The 17,370-nt window shown below is 65.0% G+C and carries 15 protein-coding genes; 9 read left to right on the top strand and 6 right to left on the bottom strand.

The window, feature by feature from the left end; all coding sequences use genetic code 11:
• Together QM590_RS21115 and dnaK are read right to left on the bottom strand one after the other, a co-directional pair.
• Positions 1 to 525, bottom strand: a complete 525-nt coding sequence (locus tag QM590_RS21115) for a nucleotide exchange factor GrpE (RefSeq protein WP_269596286.1) — start codon at positions 523 to 525, stop codon at positions 1 to 3.
• 8 nt (positions 526 to 533) lie between these two features.
• The gene (dnaK, locus tag QM590_RS21110; protein WP_269596285.1) at positions 534 to 2,414 is read right to left on the bottom strand and encodes a molecular chaperone DnaK; all 1,881 of its coding nucleotides are present in this window, start codon (positions 2,412 to 2,414) and stop codon (positions 534 to 536) included.
• Between the two features lie 600 nt (positions 2,415 to 3,014).
• Here dnaK and QM590_RS21105 point away from each other — a divergent pair.
• Positions 3,015 to 3,311 (top strand): putative quinol monooxygenase, encoded by a 297-nt coding sequence (locus QM590_RS21105; protein ID WP_032376247.1) that lies wholly within the window; start codon positions 3,015 to 3,017, stop codon positions 3,309 to 3,311.
• A 241-nt stretch (positions 3,312 to 3,552) separates the two neighbouring features.
• On the opposite strand, the gene QM590_RS21100 is transcribed toward QM590_RS21105, so the two are convergent.
• Positions 3,553 to 4,536, bottom strand: a complete 984-nt coding sequence (locus QM590_RS21100; protein WP_269596284.1) for a phytanoyl-CoA dioxygenase family protein — start codon at positions 4,534 to 4,536, stop codon at positions 3,553 to 3,555.
• Complete coding sequence (locus tag QM590_RS21095) at positions 4,527 to 5,339, bottom strand: class I SAM-dependent methyltransferase (RefSeq protein WP_176460313.1); 813 nt, start codon at positions 5,337 to 5,339, stop codon at positions 4,527 to 4,529. The genes QM590_RS21100 and QM590_RS21095 overlap by 10 nt, the downstream gene beginning before the upstream one ends.
• A gap of 63 nt (positions 5,340 to 5,402) precedes the next feature.
• Between QM590_RS21095 and QM590_RS21090 the strand changes: the two genes are divergently transcribed.
• A complete protein-coding gene (locus QM590_RS21090; RefSeq protein WP_269596283.1) occupies positions 5,403 to 6,263 on the top strand; it encodes a class I SAM-dependent methyltransferase in 861 nt (286 codons plus the stop codon).
• 104 nt (positions 6,264 to 6,367) lie between these two features.
• Here the strand turns inward: QM590_RS21090 and QM590_RS21085 are convergent, their stop codons facing one another.
• The gene (locus QM590_RS21085; protein ID WP_269596282.1) at positions 6,368 to 7,264 is read right to left on the bottom strand and encodes a hydroxymethylglutaryl-CoA lyase; all 897 of its coding nucleotides are present in this window, start codon (positions 7,262 to 7,264) and stop codon (positions 6,368 to 6,370) included.
• A 137-nt stretch (positions 7,265 to 7,401) separates the two neighbouring features.
• Here QM590_RS21085 and QM590_RS21080 point away from each other — a divergent pair, with 137 nt between their 5' ends.
• The 7 genes from QM590_RS21080 (at position 7,402) to QM590_RS21050 (ending at position 15,810) form a co-directional block, all read left to right on the top strand.
• The gene (locus QM590_RS21080; protein WP_269596281.1) at positions 7,402 to 8,067 is read left to right on the top strand and encodes a GntR family transcriptional regulator; all 666 of its coding nucleotides are present in this window, start codon (positions 7,402 to 7,404) and stop codon (positions 8,065 to 8,067) included.
• Positions 8,064 to 9,269, top strand: a complete 1,206-nt coding sequence (locus QM590_RS21075; RefSeq protein WP_269596280.1) for a CaiB/BaiF CoA transferase family protein — start codon at positions 8,064 to 8,066, stop codon at positions 9,267 to 9,269. Before QM590_RS21080 ends, QM590_RS21075 begins: the two co-directional genes overlap by 4 nt.
• A 51-nt stretch (positions 9,270 to 9,320) precedes the next feature.
• Positions 9,321 to 11,417 carry a hydantoinase/oxoprolinase family protein gene (locus tag QM590_RS21070; protein ID WP_269596279.1) on the top strand — a complete coding sequence of 699 codons (2,097 nt, stop codon included), beginning with the start codon at positions 9,321 to 9,323 and terminating at the stop codon, positions 11,415 to 11,417.
• Positions 11,417 to 13,306, top strand: a complete 1,890-nt coding sequence (locus QM590_RS21065) for a hydantoinase B/oxoprolinase family protein (protein WP_269596278.1) — start codon at positions 11,417 to 11,419, stop codon at positions 13,304 to 13,306. The genes QM590_RS21070 and QM590_RS21065 overlap by 1 nt, the downstream gene beginning before the upstream one ends.
• Complete coding sequence (locus QM590_RS21060) at positions 13,303 to 13,953, top strand: isochorismatase family protein (RefSeq protein WP_269596277.1); 651 nt, start codon at positions 13,303 to 13,305, stop codon at positions 13,951 to 13,953. The genes QM590_RS21065 and QM590_RS21060 overlap by 4 nt, the downstream gene beginning before the upstream one ends.
• 148 nt (positions 13,954 to 14,101) lie before the next feature.
• Positions 14,102 to 15,316 (top strand): acyl-CoA dehydrogenase family protein, encoded by a 1,215-nt coding sequence (locus QM590_RS21055; RefSeq protein ID WP_269596276.1) that lies wholly within the window; start codon positions 14,102 to 14,104, stop codon positions 15,314 to 15,316.
• Positions 15,317 to 15,411: 95 nt separating this feature from the next.
• Positions 15,412 to 15,810: a VOC family protein gene (locus tag QM590_RS21050; RefSeq protein WP_269596275.1), complete on the top strand. Its 399-nt coding sequence runs from the start codon at positions 15,412 to 15,414 to the stop codon at positions 15,808 to 15,810.
• A 20-nt stretch (positions 15,811 to 15,830) separates the two neighbouring features.
• Here QM590_RS21050 and QM590_RS21045 read toward each other — a convergent pair whose 3' ends face one another.
• A complete protein-coding gene (locus QM590_RS21045) occupies positions 15,831 to 17,336 on the bottom strand; it encodes a protein adenylyltransferase SelO (RefSeq protein WP_269596274.1) in 1,506 nt (501 codons plus the stop codon).
• Positions 17,337 to 17,370: the final 34 nt, after the last annotated feature.

Genomic DNA, 17,370 nt, shown 5'->3' with positions numbered 1-17,370 from the left:
TCACCCCTCGGGGCGGCTGACGACCACCGACGCCGGCCGTAGTTGCCGTCCGTCCTCTCCGTAACCCGGACGGACGACGTCGATCACGGTCCCGGACGGAAGGTCGGGCCGGACCACCACGCTGACCACTTCGTGCAATTGCGGGGAGAACGGAACTCCGACCTCGTCGTGACGCTCGAAACCGAACCGTGACAGCACCTGCACCGCCTGATCGCGGATCGCCTTGACGCCGTCGACAACGGTCTGCGAATCGCTGTCCGCATGTGCCAGCGCAAGTTCCAGATTGTCCAGTACCGGCAGCCACGCCGCGGACACCTTCGTCACCTCCGCGGCCCGTTCTCGCTCCAGGTCCTTGGCATACCGCTTGCGCAGGTTGTCCAGATCGGCAAGGGCTCTGCGCCAGCGGTCGTCGAGTCGAGCCTCCTCGGCACTCGTGGCGGCATGATCCGGTACCGTCTCGGTTCGATCTCCTTCCGTGACGTCGGCCGCTGGTTCGGGTTTCGAATGATCTGCAGCCCTTTCCATCTCGTGCCTCAGCTTCGATCGAATTCGGCGTCGATCACGTCGTCGTCATCGGTCGAGGCCGCGTCCGCGCCACCGACCTGACGTCCGTCACCGCCGTCCTGTACCGGCACGAGCCCGTAGAGGAGCTGTCGGAGCTCGGAGGCGAGTGGTTGTACATCTGCAGGCGAAGCGCCGTCCTTCACGGCCTTTCTGGCATCGGCGATCAGCATCTCGGCCCGTGCCCTGTCGTGCGGTGGCGCGCTGTCGCCGAGTTCGGCGAGTCGCCGTTCCACCTGATACGCAACGGAATCGAGTTCGTTGCGCGCGTCGACAGCTTTGCGCAGCGCCTCGTCATCGCCCCGATTCCGTTCGGCCTCGGCCAGCATGCGTTCGACCTCGCTCGGGTCCAGATTGCTCTGCTCGCTGATCGTGATGCTCTGTTCCTTGCCGGTGTCCTTGTCCCTGGCCGTGACATTGAGGATGCCGTTGGCGTCGATATCGAACGTGACCTCGACCTGGGCGTCGCCGCGCGGTGCGGGCCGGATGTCTTCCAGACGGAAACGTCCGAGCGAACGGTTGTCGGCGGCCCGCTCGCGTTCGCCCTGCAGCACAACGACATCCACGGCGGACTGCTCGTCCTCCGCGGTGGAGAACACTTCGCTGCGGCGGGCCGGGATGGTCGTGTTGCGCTCGATGATCTTGGTCATCACCCCGCCCTGTGTCTCGACGCCGAGAGACAGCGGGGTGACGTCGAGCAGCAGCACGTCGGAGACCTCGCCCTTGAGCACGCCGGCTTGAACCGCCGCGCCGAGAGCCACGACTTCGTCCGGATTGACGCCCATGTGGGGGTCCTTGCCGCCGGTGAGCCGGCGAACCAGGGCTTGCACCGCCGGGATGCGCGTCGAACCACCGACCAGAATCACTTCGTCTATGTCGTTGGCGGTGACCCTGGCATCACTCATTGCCTGTTTCACCGGGTCGAGGCAGCGCTCCACGAGATCCGCCGTCAGATCCTCGAACTTCGATCGCATGACGGTGGTCGTGAGGTGCTTGGGACCGTCCGAATCGGCGGTGACGAACGGCAGGTTGACCTGGGCCTGGGTCACCGAGGACAACTCGACCTTGGCCTTCTCTGCGGCCTCGAAAAGGCGCTGCAACGCCTGTGCGTCCTTGCGCAGATCGATGTTCTCCACCTGCTGGAAGTCGTCGGCGAGGTAGTCCACCAGGCGTCGATCGAAGTCGTCCCCGCCCAGGTGAGAGTCGCCGGCCGTCGACCGAACCTCGACGACACCCTCGCCGACGTCGAGCAAGCTCACATCGAAGGTGCCGCCGCCGAGGTCGAAGACCAGTACGGTTTCGTGGACCTGCTTGTCCATGCCGTACGCCAGCGCCGCAGCGGTCGGCTCGTTGATGATCCGCAGGACTTCGAGGCCCGCGATGCGGCCGGCGTCCTTGGTGGCGTTGCGCTGCGCGTCGTTGAAGTACGCCGGAACTGTGATGACCGCTTCCTTGACCTTCTCGCCGAGAAACTTGCTCGCGTCGTCGACGAGCTTGCGCAGTACGAGGGCACTGATCTCCTCCGGCGCATACTTCTTGCCCCGCACATCGATTCGGGCCTCGCCGTTGTCACCGGCCACGATGTCGAAGCTGACCGCTCTTGCCTCATCGGAGATCTCGTCGTAGTGGCGTCCGATGAAGCGTTTCGCCGAGTAGATCGTGCCCTTCGGATTCAAGATCGCCTGCCGTCGGGCAAGCTGACCCACCAGCCGTTCTCCGCTCTCGGTGAAGGCCACCACCGACGGCGTCGTCCGCGCTCCCTCGATATTGGAGATCACCACCGGCTCGCCGCCTTGCCAGCTGGCGATGACGGAGTTGGTGGTGCCCAGGTCTATACCCACAGCAGTCGCCATGACTCGTTCCTTTCGATCGGTCCGGCCGGTGAGCATGTGGACAGCGGCGTCCGTTACCCCGACATCGGCGAAGACTTCGTAGTGAGGTGGTTGTACTGGCTGGTACGAGTCGAGATCGGCACGCCTGTTGGGAAATGCAGGTCGAGAAGGTGGCCGACGCACCCGCAGCGAAAAATGATTGGATTAGAACGAATGCGGCTGGTAGACAGCATTATTCACCGTACAACGGAGGTCGACCGCCTGAATCCCTGGTCGCGACTGTCGTCGTCGGCCAGTGTCGGTCGTTCGATATTTCTGTATCCGTGCAAACAGATCGTGATGTTCGAGCCGATACGCGGTGTGGGCAGTTCGCAGCAGCACACTGAACTGACCGGTAACCCAAAACGTTGGCACATCAACATGTTTCGCGACGTGACCGAAATTCGGCCGGCGCTGCACCTGGCGTGTCTATTCCCTCTACCGGTCGAGTCTCCTCTCTCGGCTGCGAGATTACTAGGGGCAAAACCAAATTCGTTCGCGCGCGGACTGACAGGCCCTTCCCTTTGCCGGTTCGAGGTGTGATGCTTGGCCGTGTCCACCACCTCGAACAGGAGAATCGTCATGGTCACCAAGGCACTGCTGGTCCGACTCGAAGCCAAGCCCGGCAAGGAAGATGCAGTCGAGGAGTTTCTCCGGTCGGCCCAACCGCTCGTCGAACAGGAGCCCGGCACCCGACCCTGGTTGGCGGTACGGTTCGGCCCATCGACGTTCGGCATCGTCGATGCTTTCCCGGACGACGCCGCCCGTGAAACGCATCTCAACGGACCGGTCGGCCAGGCTCTCGGCGAACGGGCGGACGAACTCTTCGCCTCGCCGCCCGAAATAAGCTACCTCGATGTACTCGCCGAGAAGCTCTGACCTGGACTGCACACTTCGCTCACCTGCGAGCCCGACTGTCGTCCTGAATTGTTGGCCCGCTTCGGTTGTCCGCTCGGGTGTGTGTCGACAGCATGTCCACGCTGAGTGAGATCGTTTGTCCCAGTTGATTTCCGGTGATTCTGCGACGTGCGTATCGTTCGTTGATCGGTTCGCGGACTCCGGCGCTGTGACGCGCCGATAGGGGTGGGAACGACCGGGTCTCGGCGCGAGTACCGTCGGGTCAGTCTCGGCGGCCGACCACCGGGTTGAGCTCGGAGTTCGCGATGCCACCGGGCTCGATGCCGGGGAGGAATTCGCGCCAGGTGCCGCTGATCAGGGTCGGCGACTCGACGACGCGGGTGCCGTCGGCGAAGTAGGTGGTGGCCAGCGCGCGACGCGGCTGTGTCGTCCGGTTCGGGCCGGCGGTGTGGAAGCACAGCGCGGAGTGGAACGACACGTCTCCCACGGCGAACGGCTCGGACTCCACCGCCACGTTGCGCATGCGGAAACGCTGGGTGACGGCCTCGTCGTAGGAGGTACCGACCTTGTCGAATTCCAGGTCGGCGACCTCGCTGAGAACGTCCCGTCCGCGCGCGAACGTCAGTGGACCCATCGGGCCCGGAATTGCCGACATCGGCATCCAGGCGGTGACGGCGTCGGTGGTCTGCAACGGGAAGTGCTCGGCGTCGTGGTGCCACGGTGTGCGTCCGCAGCCGGGCTCCTTGGACAGCGCATTGTCGTGGTACAGCCGAACGCCAGGCACGTCGAGCAGTGCCGCGGCCAACCCGCCGATCCGGGGTGACAGCGCTACGGCACACATCAGGTCGTCGTGGAGCCACATCTGCTCGAGCGCGGTGAACCGGCCCGCAACGTCATTGCCGTGCTCGGCTCGCAGTAGTTCGTCGAGCCGCTCGGCGAGTCGACGTACGACGGCAGGCGAGAACACGGCGGGCAGCCGCACGAAGGCGTGACGGGCGAATGCATCGACGGCCGCCGGGTCGAGATCGTAGGGCTCGGTGAGTTCACGCTCGACTTGATCGTCGGTCGCCGCGTCGATGTCGGGCAAGCCGGGACCGTCGACCAGTTCTGCGGGTGCGGCGTCGTTCGCGGCCAGCGTGACGTACCAGTCCCACCAGTCCTGATCGTTGCCGGCCCAGTCCTGATCGATGCCGCCGTCGCGGTTCTGCTCGGGGAGCCGTTCGTTGGTCGACGGGTTCACAGCCACAGCAGCGCCGCCTCGTGGGAGAAGGTGTAGGAACCGGACTTGTCGCGGCAGGAGGCGAGGTAGTCGCCCAGCACCGGTGCGGCCTCCATCTCGTCGAGCGACACGGAGTCGTCGAAGGCGCAGCGCTGCAGAAAGCCTTCGGCGACAGCGCGATCCGATGTTCCGGTGGTGTACGTGACGCGCTGGTCGCGCACGTCCGCGCCCGCTCGAATCAGTGCGTCGCGCACCTGCTCGGCCGTCGTGTACGGCGTTGCTTCGCGCACGCCGGCGCGGAAGGCGTCGTAGAACGCAAGGTAGTGGGAGGACGCCGTGGCCTGCGCGACCAGGCCGAGGCCGCCGGGGGCCAGTGCAGCGACGAACCGTTCGGCCGCGCTGTCCAACTCGGCCGGCGGGAGGGCGTACAGCGCGTGGGTGGCCCACACGATGTCGTACCCGCTCCGATCGGCGGGTAGGTCCTGCAGGGTCATCACCAAGTCGTCCCGAGGCACGAACGGAGCACCGAGCGCACCACGCGCCTCGGCCACCGAGAACGCAGACGGGTCGAGCAGGTCGTAGGCCAGCTCGGGCACCGCCGACAGATCGGTGTAGCGGCGCAGTGCAGTGGGGAACTTGCCACTGCCGCAGGCCACGTCGAGCAGCGACCAGCCCTCGTGCGCGTGCTCGGCGAGCAGGGCGGGCCAATCGGCTGCCAATGCGAGCTGGTGATAGTCCTCGGTGGCCAGGGCGTAGAACGCTTCCATGCCCCTGCGTCCGGCCTCGCTCCAGTGCTCGAGACTGCGATCGGCTGTGTCTCCGCTGCTCACGCGATTCCTCCTAGGAAGCCGACCTCGATGCACCGGATGGGGCGTCGTGGTTGACTCGGTCCAATGTCCAACATAGCTCCGACTTCGTCGACCGACACCGCGGCCGTGCTCCTCGACGGGTTGCGGGCGGCGCGGCGTGGCGCGGCGGCCCTCGCCGGTCTCGACCCCGGCTCCTACGCTCGCGGGCATGCCGCCTTCGAGTTCCTCTCCGACCAGCGCGGCCTCATCGCCGAGCACCTGTCCGGGCGGCTGGCCAGGGTGGGGGATGGACCGATCTCGGTGCTGTCGGTGGGCTGCGGTGACGGTTCGCTGGACGTCCGCCTCGCCGCGGGGCTGATGCAGCAGGTGCCCGGCCGACCGGTGCGATACGTCGGCATCGACCCCTGGCCCGGGAGCGCGACGTTGTTCGCCGCCAAGATGGCCGCCCTGACGGCCGACGAGCTCGACGCCGACGCGTACGTCGCGTCGTTCGACGACGTCCCGGTGGACGAGACTTTCGACGTCGTGATGTTCGTGCACTCGATGTACTACGTCGCCGACGTGGGGGCAACCCTGCGCGGCGCGCTCGACCTGCTGCGGCCCGGCGGCGAACTGTGGGTGGCCGTTGCACCGTCGGCCGCGCTCAACGCTCTGGTCGGTGTGCTCGCCCCTCCGCTCGAGGGCCACCGGCAGTGGTTCAGTGCCGACGTCGACAAAGCGTTCGTGGACAACGGGATTGCCCTCGACGACACGGTCACGCTGGACGCGATGGTCGACCTCTCCACCGCGATCGACGAGGTGCTGGACTTCGCGGTGCAGGCCCGGCTGACCCCGGAGCTGCGCGGGCCCGTGCGGGCCTACCTCGACGCGGTCTCGGTGCCCGGTGCCGATGGCAGGCCTCGGGTGCCCCACCCGGTCGACGTGTTCGCCGCGACCCGTCGTTGAGAGATGGTCGCCGCGGATCAGCTCCTCGGACCCGGATATCCGACGCCGATCGGAGGCACATATCCGGAACTGAGGAGCCGATCCTGGGGGACGGGCAGGCGCGCTCACACGCTCGGGAAGCCTCCGGCTCGTCCGAGTAGGGCGGGCACCTGTTTGCCCAGTGCATTCCCGAGCCACGCCGCGGCGTCGACCAGAACCTGTTGGTGCACACCGGTTTCGACTCCGGACCGATCGAGTGCATAGATCAGGTCCTCGGACGCTATGTTGCCCGTTGCCGCGGGGGCGAACGGGCAACCCCCGAAGCCGCCGATACTGGCATCCAGCGCTCGCGCACCCGTCTCGAGAGCAGTCAACGCATTGGCGTAGCCCGTGTTCCGCGTGTTGTGGAAGTGCCAGCGCTGTGGGATTCCCGGTGCTCGTGTACTCGCAATGTCGGCCAACACGCGGACCTGCGCCGGTACGCCGACGCCGATGGTGTCCGCCAAGGCGATTTCCGACGGTCGGTCGTCGGCGAATTGCGCGAGAATCTCGCCCACGTAACCAGGATCGACTTCTCCGCTGAACGGACAACCGAACGCCGCCGCGATGGTGACGGTGGTGGCCAAGCCCGCGGATCCGGCGTCTCGAATGACATCGCGCGCCGTCGACACTGCCTCTGCGACTGAGCAATTCTGATTTCGCCGGCTGAACTCCTCGGATGCGACGACCACCACGTTGACCTCGTCCACGCGTGCGTCGATCGCTCTGTCGAGTCCGCGGCGATTCAGCACGAGTCCGATGTAGGAGACGTCGTCGCGTCGCTCGATCCCGGCCATCACCTCCTCGGCCCCGGCCATCTGTGGCACCCGGCGGGGGTTCACGAAGCTGACCGCTTCGATTCGCCTCGCTCCCGCTGAAACGCTTCGGGCGATCAACTCGATCTTCTGATCCACCGACAATGCAGTCTTCTCGTTCTGCAATCCATCACGCGGGCCCACCTCGACAAGTTGCACAGAAGTCATCCTTCGATCCTTCTCTCCGCTTTCGTTGTATGCAACACCTGTGTTTCTTTCGGGGAACATTTGCGATTCTCGTGGACAGGAGGTGGGGATGGTCCTAAGTTGTGAACAACCAGCCCATCTTCGATCGGAGGCCTTCAGTGGCCAGAGCCGTGGATCGTGTGTATTCCCACCTCCGGGACGGGATCATTGCGGGCACGTACGCGCCCGGTGCCAGGCTGGGTGAGGTCGATATCGCCGAGCTGACCGAGACCAGTCGGACGCCCGTTCGTGAGGCCCTGCGGCAGCTGGAGATGGAAGGGCTCGTCGAGGTGGTTCCGCATCGCGGAGCTCGTGTGTACACCTGGACTGCAGACGATCTCGAGGAGATCTACGACCTGCGTATGACGCTGGAGGCCATGGCTGCCGCTCGCGCTGCACGTCGTATCGAGGAGAAGGATCTCGACCGGCTGAGCGAACTCTGCGATCTCATGGAATCGTCGGCGGCCGGAGACGCCGGCCAGAGACTCGACCTGATGGCGCAGTTGAACGACGAGTTCCATGCCATCGTGCGTACCGCCGCCGCCAGCACGCGCTTGCTGACGATGTTGAGCGCGGTCATCCAACTCCCCCTCGTGATGCGCACCTTTCACCGCTACTCGCCGGCGGACCTCTCCCGCAGCCACGCTCACCATCGAGATCTGGTGGCCGCGTTGAGAAGCGGAGACGAGATCTGGGCCGACTCGGTCATGCGGGCGCACGTCCGCGCTGCGAAACACGTTCTACTGCAATCTCTCACGCCCGACGAAGTCAAGGAGTCCGAATGAGCGAGGCCGCCACAGGGCCGTTGTCCGACCTACGAGTAGTCGAGATGGGTCAGTTGTTGGCAGGACCGTTCTGCGGACAGCTCCTCGCAGATTTCGGAGCCGAGGTGATCAAGCTGGAGCCGCCGGGCAAGGGTGACCCGATGCGGCAATGGGGTCGGGAAAAACCCCACGGCAAGTCGCTGTGGTGGCCGGTGGTGGCGCGGAACAAGAAGTCGGTGACATGCAACCTTCGCACCGAAGAGGGACAAGCGTTGGCGCGCAACATCATCGGTAAGTCGGACATCGTCGTCGAGAACTTTCGCCCCGGCACTCTCGAGCGATGGGGGCTCGGGTACGAGGATCTGCGCACACTGGACCCACGCCTGATCATGGCCAGAGTCACCGGATACGGCCAGGACGGGCCCTACTCTCCCCGTGCCGGGTTCGGCTCGATCGGTGAGGCAATGGGCGGAATCAGATACGTGACGGGAAATCCGGATCTGCCACCCTCTCGGGCCGGAATCTCGCTCGGCGACTCCCTGGCCGCAGTGTTCGCGACGATCGGCGTCCTCACTGCCGTGCACCACCGGGAGCGAACGGGGCGTGGTCAACTGGTGGATTCGGCGATCTACGAGGCCGTGCTCGCGATGATGGAATCATTGCTCCCGGAATACGAGATCGGCGGCTATCAGCGCGAACGTACCGGGTCGGTGCTGCCGAACATCGCGCCGAGCAACGTCTACCCTACGAAGGGTGGCGAGATGATTCTGGTTGCTGCGAACCAGGATTCGGTATACGCCCGTTTGGTCACCGCAATGGGGCGGGCCGATCTCGTATCCGATCCCCGGTACGTCGACCACGCGTCACGCGGGGTGAACATGGAAGAACTCGACGACCTCATCTCGGCATGGACCGCAGATCTGGGAACCGACGAGGTTCTCGACATCCTCCACGAAGCCGGTGTTCCCGCCGGCCGCATCTACACCGCTCGCGACATGTTCGACGATCCGCATTTCGCGGCCCGCGACGCCATCGTGCGCCTGGCCCATCCCGATTTCGGCGAAATCCCGATGGCAGGGGTCGTGCCCAAGCTCAGCGACAGCCCCGGAGCCGTCCGGCATGCAGGACCTGAACTGGGAGAACACAACTCGGACATCTACGGATCGCTTCTCGGTCTCACCGAGGCCGAACGGGCTGCGCTCGTCGACCGCGGCATCATCTGAGCTCGACTGCATCGTCCTCACTCACCGCACCGCACACCACCGGAGATCATCATGCGCTATCGACTCGGAGTCGACGTCGGCGGAACATTCACCGACGTTCTGCTTCTCGAAGAAACGACCGGTACCACCTACAGAGCCAAGACTCCGTCGACGCCCGCCGATCAGTCCGTCGGGGTGTTGAACGGCATCGACAAAGTGTGCTCGGAGGCCGGCATCGAACCGTCGGAGATCGATCAGGTGCTCCACGGCACCACGGTGGCGACCAACGCCATCCTGCAGGGCCGGGGAGCGCGCGTCGGACTCGTCACCACGGACGGGTTCAGGCAGGTCCTGCAGATCGCCAGATCGTACGTACCGGGCGGGTTGGCGGGTTGGATCATCTGGCCGAAACCCGAACCGCTTGCAGCGCTGGAGAACACCGTCGAGGTCGTGGGTCGTCTGGCGGCGGACGGTTCCGAGGTGACGGCGCTCGACGAGAACCAGGCGAGGGGTCAATTGCGTCGCCTTGCCGGTGCAGGCATCGAAGCGCTGACGATCTCGCTCATCAACTCCTATGCGAACGACACACACGAGAAGAAGATCGCCGAGTGGGCTGCCGACGAGCTCCCGGACATTCCGATCTCCATCTCCAGTCAGGTCCTGCCCGAGATGCGGGAGTACGAGCGGACCCTGACCACCGTGGCCAACAGCTACGTGCAGCCCGAGGTGTCGCGTTACGTACGCAATCTCGACAACTCGTTGCAGGACAGGGGAATCAAGGCTCCGCTGTCGATCCTACGAAGTGACGGCGGACTGGTGCAGTCGGCGAAGGCATCGGAGGCGCCGGTGTCGTTGCTGCTCTCCGGCCCGGCCGGCGGCGTCACCGGTGCCGTGTGGTTCGCCGAACAAGCCGGTTTCTCCGACTTTCTCACCTTCGACATGGGCGGGACGTCCACAGACGTCGCCCTCGTGCTCGGTGGGCAACCACGTATCGGCCGTGAGACCAAGGTCGGCGACCTCGCCGTCCGCGCGACGAGCGTGGACGTGCGAACGGTCGGTGCCGGTGGCGGTTCCATCGCGCACGTGCCCGAGTTGACGCGCGCATTGAGGGTCGGGCCGCAATCGGCCGGGGCCGACCCCGGGCCTGCCGCCTACGGAAAAGGCGGAACCGACCCGACGGTGACCGACGCGAACGTCGTTCTCGGTTACCTCCCAGCCTCCTTGGCGGGCGGGGAGGTAGATCTCGACGCCGACGCGAGTCGCACCGCGGTGGCGACGATCGCCGAGGCCATCGGCTTGGCCGGTCCGGAGGAAGCCGCATCCGGAATTGTCGACATCGTCAACGAGAACATGTTCGGCGCACTGCGATTGGTCAGTGTGCAGCAGGGCTACGACCCTCGCGATTTCGCACTCGTCTCGTTCGGTGGTGCCGGGCCGCTGCACGCGAACGCGCTGGGTCGACTCACCGGGTCGTGGCCGGTGATCGTGCCACCGTCTCCCGGGGTTCTCTGCGCGTACGGCGACGCCACGACGTGTCTTCGGGACGAGGCTGCGCGCACCATGGTTCGTGCCTTCTCCGACATCGACGACGGCGAGTTGCGCACAGCTCTTGCCGAATTGGCCGAAGCGGCGTCGGAAAGGCTTTCGGCCGAGGGGGTGCCAGCAGACCAGCAGACCGCCACCTACCAGGTGGACCTGCGCTATCAGGGTCAGGGTTTCGAGATTCCCGTCGACCTCGACGCGTCCGCCCTCGATTCGGGGGAGCTGTTGTCCACTCTCGGCTCTGCCTTCGACGCCGAACACCAGCGACTGTTCTCGTTCCTGCTCAAGAACGAACGGGAGGTCATCAACCTCCGAGTCACGGTCAGTGGTCCACGCCCCGAGGTGGCGTTCCAGCCGTTGGAGGACGGTGGCGACGATCCGTCCGCGGCGTTGATCACCACGAACGACGTGTGGATGGACGGGCAGTACGCAAAGGCCGGCATCTACGACCGCTCGAAACTGTTGGCAGGCAACGTCGTGACGGGTCCGGCAGTGATCACGGAGATGGACTCCACCACGCTGGTGTTGTCCGGACACACGGCCACGGTCCACCGCAGCGCATGCCTTCTCATCAACCCCGTCGGCACCGACGACACCCATCGCACCACTCGACTGCAGGAGAGCTGATGGCCACCATCATCGAGACCTCGAAGACCCCGTTCACCACGGTTCCCGTCGACCCGATCACGCTCGACATCATCGAGAACGCCTTGCGAAACGCCCGCGCCGAGATGGACGAGGTCCTCTTCAGGACGGCACTGTCACCGGGTATCCGCGAACAGCACGACGAATTTCCCCTCATCGCCGATCCGAGCGGCAAGATGGTGGTCGGGCAGTTCGGCCTGTCCGTTCCCGACTTCCTCGACAACTTCTCCGGCACCGTCGGCGAGGGCGACATCCTGCTCACCTCCGATCCTTACGCGTGTGGTGCTGCCATCAGTCACGCCAACGACTGGCTGATCGTGTTGCCCATCTTCCACAGCGGACGCGTCGTCGGCTGGTCGTCGATGTTCGGGCACATGGCCGACGTCGGAGGTAAGACGCCGTCGTCCATGCCGACGGACGCGCACACGATCTTCGAGGAAGGCGTGATCATTCCGCCCTTCAAGCTGTACAGCGCAGGCGAATTGAACGAGACCGCGCTGGACATCATTCTCAACCAGGTGCGCAAGCCGGACTGGAACCGAGCAGACCTGAACGGACTGGTCGCGGCGTGCACCACCGCGTCGCGGCGCATCGTCGAGCTGTGCGACCGGTTCGGCGTCGACGTGTATCTGTCGGCGCTCGACGCGTTGCTCGACAGGAACTATCAGGCCATGAAAGTTCTGCTCGCGATGTTGTTCGTCGACGGCGAGACCATCGAGTTCAGCGACTTCATCTGCGATGACGGATGTGGTTACGGCCCTTACGAACTGACCATCGAGCTGACCCGACACGGGGAGAAGATCCACCTCGACTTCAGCAAGGCGGCACCGCAGGCCGTCGGGCCGATCAATTACTTCATCAACGAGAATCTCGTCCGCATGTTCTTCGGTATCTACGTCATCACCGTGGCCGACCCGCAGATCCTGTGGAACGACGGCTTCTATCCGTTGATCGACGTGACCATTCCCGAGGACTCGTTCTGGAAGCCGCGCTATCCGGCCGCACTCAACGGCCGCAACCACGGAATCGGCCGTGTCTTCGACCTTTTCGGTGGGTTGCTGGGCAAGAACAACCCCGAGATTCTCAATGCCGCAGGCTTCTCGTCGTCGCCGCACTTCATGTACTCCGGCCACTACGACGGGGGCGCGCGGGACGGGGAGTGGTTCCAGCTGTACTCGATCGGATTCGGAGGTATCCCCGGTCGTCCGATGGGGGACGGGCCGGACGGTCACTCGCTGTGGCCGTCGTTCGTCAACATCCCCTGTGAGTACCTCGAGTCCTACTATCCGCTGCGCATCGAGCGGTGGGAGACCGTCACCGACACCGGCGGGGCCGGGCTTCATCGCGGCGGCAACGGCGTCGACGTGGCGTACTACTTCGAGGAGCCGGGCACCATCGCCATTCACGACGACAGGTGGCTCACGTATCCGTGGGGTGTCAACGGAGGCAAACCCGGTGCGCGAGGGAAGAAGTGGATCGTCCGAGCGTCGGGTGAGGTCGAGGTGTTGGCCAGCAAGATTCACGAGGTGCCGGTGGGACGAGGCGATGTGCTGCACTTCGTCACGTGGGGCGGCGGCGGTTGGGGCGACCCGCTGACCCGGGATCCCGAACTGGTCGGTCTCGAAGTTCGGCGGGGCCTGGTCAGTGCCGAGGGTGCCCGCATCGGCTACGGAATCGTCTGCGATGCCGACGGTGTCGTCGATTCGTCCGCCTCCGAGGCCGCGCGCAGTGAGATGTCTGCCGCGCGCGGGGAGATCGCAGTGTTCGACAAGGGGCCGTCGATCGACGTGATCCTCGAGCGGTGCGAGGCCGAAACCGGATTGCCCGCACCGCGTCCGCCGGTGAACGTCCGTAAGGCAGTGCGGGCGTGAGCGACACGCTCGGGTCGTACCGGGAGTCGGGATTTGCCGGTGAGCTGGGCCCCGGCCGTAGCCCGGCGGTTCTGGTGGTCGACATCGTCGCGGCCTACCTGGTGGACGGCTCGCCCCTGCGTGCCCCGGTGGAAGCGGCAGTAGAGGCTGCGGCACAGCTGGTTTCGTCCGCACGATCAGCCGGTGTTCCGGTCGTGTTCACCCGGGTCAGCTATCAGCCCGGCGGAACCGACGGCGGGCTCTTCACGACGAAGATTCCGGCTCTGACGGTCTTCGAGGAGGGCTCGGAACTGGGCGAATTTCCCGTCGACCCCCGTCCGATCGCCGGGGAGATCGTGGTGACCAAGCAGTATGCGAGTGCGTTCTTCGGTACCTCTCTGGCGGCCACTCTCACCGCCCGCGGCATCGACACGCTGTACATCTGTGGGTTGACGACCAGCGGCTGCATCCGTGCAAGCGCGACCGACGCACTGCAGCACGGCTTCCGGCCTCTGGTGGTGGCAGATGCGTGCGGTGATCGGGAGCCGGGCATGCACGAATCGAATCTGCTCGACCTGCAGGCCAAATATGCGGACGTCATCGATCTGGCGCAGGCAATCGAACAGTTCGGGGCGTCCTCTGGTGACGGCTGTTCGAGCCACAGATGAAGATCAGCTCCCCGGATTCGAATACTCGACGCCGATCGGAGGCTGAGATCCGAAACGGGAGAGCCGATGTGGTGGGACGGTTCCGTCCTGCCAGGAAAATCCCGTCGGTTCGGATGAATCGATCCACCCATGGGGGGATAGTGGTTCCATGGACACGCTGAATCCCGATGTACCGGACGACGTCTTCGCGGACGTGTTGAAGCAGATCTCCCAGTTCGTGCGATCACGTGTGGTTCCTCGTGAACTGGAGATCATGAACAACGATTCGATTCCGGACGATCTGCGACAGCAGGCCGCGGAGATGGGTCTGTTCGGCTACGCGATTCCGCAGCAGTGGGGCGGTGTGGGCCTGAATCTGATTCAGGACGTCGAGGTGGCCATGGAACTCGGTTACACCTCATTGTCGTTGCGATCGATGTTCGGCACCAACAACGGGATCGCCGGGCAGGTGCTCGTGGGGTTCGGTACCGAGGACCAGAAGGCGACGTGGCTGCCGGGCATGGCAACCGGCGACATCGTCGCGTCCTTCGCGCTGACCGAGGACGGGGCCGGGTCGAATCCGGCGGGGCTACGGACCACCGCGAAAGTCGACGGCTCGGGTTGGGTGATCAACGGCAGCAAGCGCTACATCACCAATGCGCCGATCGCGAACATGTTCGTCGTCTTCGCCAAACTGGACCCGAAACCGCAGAGCGGCAACGGTATTGCAGTATTCCTGGTCCCTTCCGACACCGCCGGGATCGAGGTGGGCGTCAAGGACGCGAAGATGGGGCAGCAGGGCTCGGGCACTGCCGACGTGAACTTCACCGACGTGCGCGTCGAGGCCGATGCGTTGGTGGGCGGCAACGGCGACGCAGGAGTGGAGCCTGCGGAACGACCGATGATCGATATCGGGTACAAGGCGGCGATGACGTCGTTGGCGCGGGGGCGGGTGCATATTGCGGCGTTGGCCGTCGGTCAGGCGCAGCGTGCCTTGGACGAGTCGGTGGCTCATGCCGCGTCGTCCTCTCAGGGCGGGGAGCCTATCGGTAACTTCCAGTTGGTGCAGGCGATGATCGCCGATCAACAGGTGGGTGTCATGGCGGGCCGGGCGATGGTGCGTGAGGCGGCGCGGGCGTGGGTGCAGGAGACCGATCGCCGTATCGCGCCGTCCGCGGTGAAGTTGTTCTGCACCGAGATGGTCGGCCAGGTCGCCGATCTGGCCGTTCAGATTCACGGTGGTGCAGGGTATATGCGTGAGGTTCCGGTGGAGCGCATCTACCGTGATGTTCGGCTGCTTCGGTTGTACGAGGGGACCAGCGAGATTCAACGACTGATCGTCGGCGGCGGCCTGATCAGAGCCGAACAGAAGCGGACGTCGTGAACACAACCCCGCCGAACGGGCAGTATTGCGCTGATCTCGGGTGGCACGCAGACGTCGGTGCCTAACGTGGACGGGGACGACGAAAGGACCAGCGCATGTCGCAATTCCCCGGCCTCTCCCACGTGGCCGTGACCGTATCCGATCTTGCCGCCAGCACCGAGTGGTACTCACGACTGTTCGACGCGCCCCCCGTACTCGACGAGGACGAAGAATCCGGCAACTATCACCACACCGTGTTCGCGCTCGACGGCGGCATGCTTTTCGGATTGCACACCCACGGCGAAGCTCAGGTCTCCGGTGCCTTCGACGAGAAGAGAACGGGTGTGGACCACATCGCGTTCGGCTGCACACAGGACGATTTGGCGGCATGGGTATCGACGCTCGACGGACTCGGCATCGCGCACAGCGGAATCAAGCACGCACACTACGGGTCTGGAATCTCGTTCCGTGACCCCGACGACATCGCCCTCGAATTCTTCGCTGCGCCTGCCTGATCGCGCTGCCCGTCACATCGTCAGGTACCGCAGAAGGTCTGAAATCCGGCACTGAAGTTCTCGGGCGCAGGCAGAGCGAAGTCCGACCGGTCCTCGCGGTGGTCGAACGGTGACGTGACGACGTCGAGCAGACGCTCGAAAGGCCCGAGATCACCCTCGGTCGCGGCCCGGAGTGCGGCGTCGACCAGATGGTTGCGGGGAATGTAGGCGGGGTTGACGCGATCCATCCCGTCGGCGATCGATGAAAAATCCTGTCCCCGTGCCGAAACCGCTGTCCGCCAACGCTCGAGCCACTCCGCGGACGCGTCCGGTGGAACGAGGGAGTCGAAGGGCGACGAGTCTCCGCGCAGGTTCTCGGCGAGGGCACGGAAGGTCAAGGTCCAGTCGGCGCGGTGGTCGGTGAGCAACCGGTGCAGGTCGTCGACGAGCGCCGCGTCCACTGCGTCGTCTCCGAGGCCGAGTTTGGCGGCCATCGCGACAGAGTAGTGCTGTCGGTAGCGATCCCCGTACGTGTCCAGGACCGCGGTGAGAGCCGTGATGGCGGTATCGGGCGTCGAATCGACCAGGGGCAGTAGTGTTTCGCCGAATCTGGCCAGATTCCACCCGAGCACTGCGGGTTGATTGCCGTAGGCATAGCGTCCGCCGTGGTCGATGGAGCTGAACACCGTAGCCGGATCGTAGGAGTCGAGAAATGCACACGGTCCGTAGTCGATGGTCTCCCCGGAGATCGTCGTGTTGTCGGTGTTCATGACACCGTGCACGAATCCGACCGACATCCACTGCGCGACAAGCGATGCCTGGGCTTCGACGACAGCCTCGAAGAAGGCGAGACACCGTTCCTCGACCGGCAGCCCGAGCAGTGCCGGGTAGTGGCGGGCTATCGCGTAGTCGACGAGGGGCTGCGTGAGCCCCTCGCGCCTGGCCGCGAACTCGAAGGTACCCACCCGCAGATGGCTCGATGCAACCCTGGCAAGCACTGCGCCGGGTTGCGGACCTCCTTCTCGCACCACCTGTTCACCGGTGGTGACGACGGCGAGCGAACGTGTGGTGGGAATGTGCAACGCGTGCATCGCTGCGCTGATGAGGTACTCGCGCAGCATGGCTCCCACTACCGCTCTCCCGTCGCCGCCACGCGAGAACGGGGTAGCGCCGGACCCCTTGAGATGCAGATCGACTCGACGACCCCGATCATCGCGCAGCTCGCCGAGCAGCAGTGCTCGGCCGTCCCCCAACAGTGGAACGAAATTGCCGAACTGATGACCCGCGTACGCCATCGCCACAGTGGCGGATTCGGCCGGAGGAATCGACCCGGACAGCACACCGGCTGCCTCGGCCGTGCGCAGCGACGCCGGGTCGAGCGCGAGTGACCGAGCGAGTTCATCGTCGAGAATCAACACCCGAGGATCCGGCGCGTGGGTGCCCTGCCACGGCACTGTCAGTCCAGGAACCTCGTCGGCGAAAGTCGTCTCGAACCCGAATGCGGGCAGGCCCGTGGACGGTACGCCCGGTCTGGTGGATTCACTCATGGTTCAGGGGTACCACGAATCGTGGCACCCAATC

Source organism: Rhodococcus sp. IEGM 1372 (assembly GCF_030056835.1).
Lineage (GTDB): Bacteria > Actinomycetota > Actinomycetes > Mycobacteriales > Mycobacteriaceae > Rhodococcoides.
Note: the sequence above shows the minus strand (reverse complement) of the source record. Positions and strands in the feature narration are given on the sequence as shown.

Coding starts and splice junctions, on each gene's coding strand:
- QM590_RS21115 (WP_269596286.1), bottom strand. CDS start 525: ATGGAAAGGGCTGCAGATCATTCGAAACCCGAACCAGCGGCCGACGTC.
- dnaK (WP_269596285.1), bottom strand. CDS start 2,414: ATGGCGACTGCTGTGGGTATAGACCTGGGCACCACCAACTCCGTCATC.
- QM590_RS21105 (WP_032376247.1), top strand. CDS start 3,015: ATGGTCACCAAGGCACTGCTGGTCCGACTCGAAGCCAAGCCCGGCAAG.
- QM590_RS21090 (WP_269596283.1), top strand. CDS start 5,403: ATGTCCAACATAGCTCCGACTTCGTCGACCGACACCGCGGCCGTGCTC.
- QM590_RS21085 (WP_269596282.1), bottom strand. CDS start 7,264: ATGACTTCTGTGCAACTTGTCGAGGTGGGCCCGCGTGATGGATTGCAG.
- QM590_RS21075 (WP_269596280.1), top strand. CDS start 8,064: ATGAGCGAGGCCGCCACAGGGCCGTTGTCCGACCTACGAGTAGTCGAG.
- QM590_RS21070 (WP_269596279.1), top strand. CDS start 9,321: ATGCGCTATCGACTCGGAGTCGACGTCGGCGGAACATTCACCGACGTT.
- QM590_RS21065 (WP_269596278.1), top strand. CDS start 11,417: ATGGCCACCATCATCGAGACCTCGAAGACCCCGTTCACCACGGTTCCC.
- QM590_RS21055 (WP_269596276.1), top strand. CDS start 14,102: ATGGACACGCTGAATCCCGATGTACCGGACGACGTCTTCGCGGACGTG.
- QM590_RS21050 (WP_269596275.1), top strand. CDS start 15,412: ATGTCGCAATTCCCCGGCCTCTCCCACGTGGCCGTGACCGTATCCGAT.
- QM590_RS21045 (WP_269596274.1), bottom strand. CDS start 17,336: ATGAGTGAATCCACCAGACCGGGCGTACCGTCCACGGGCCTGCCCGCA.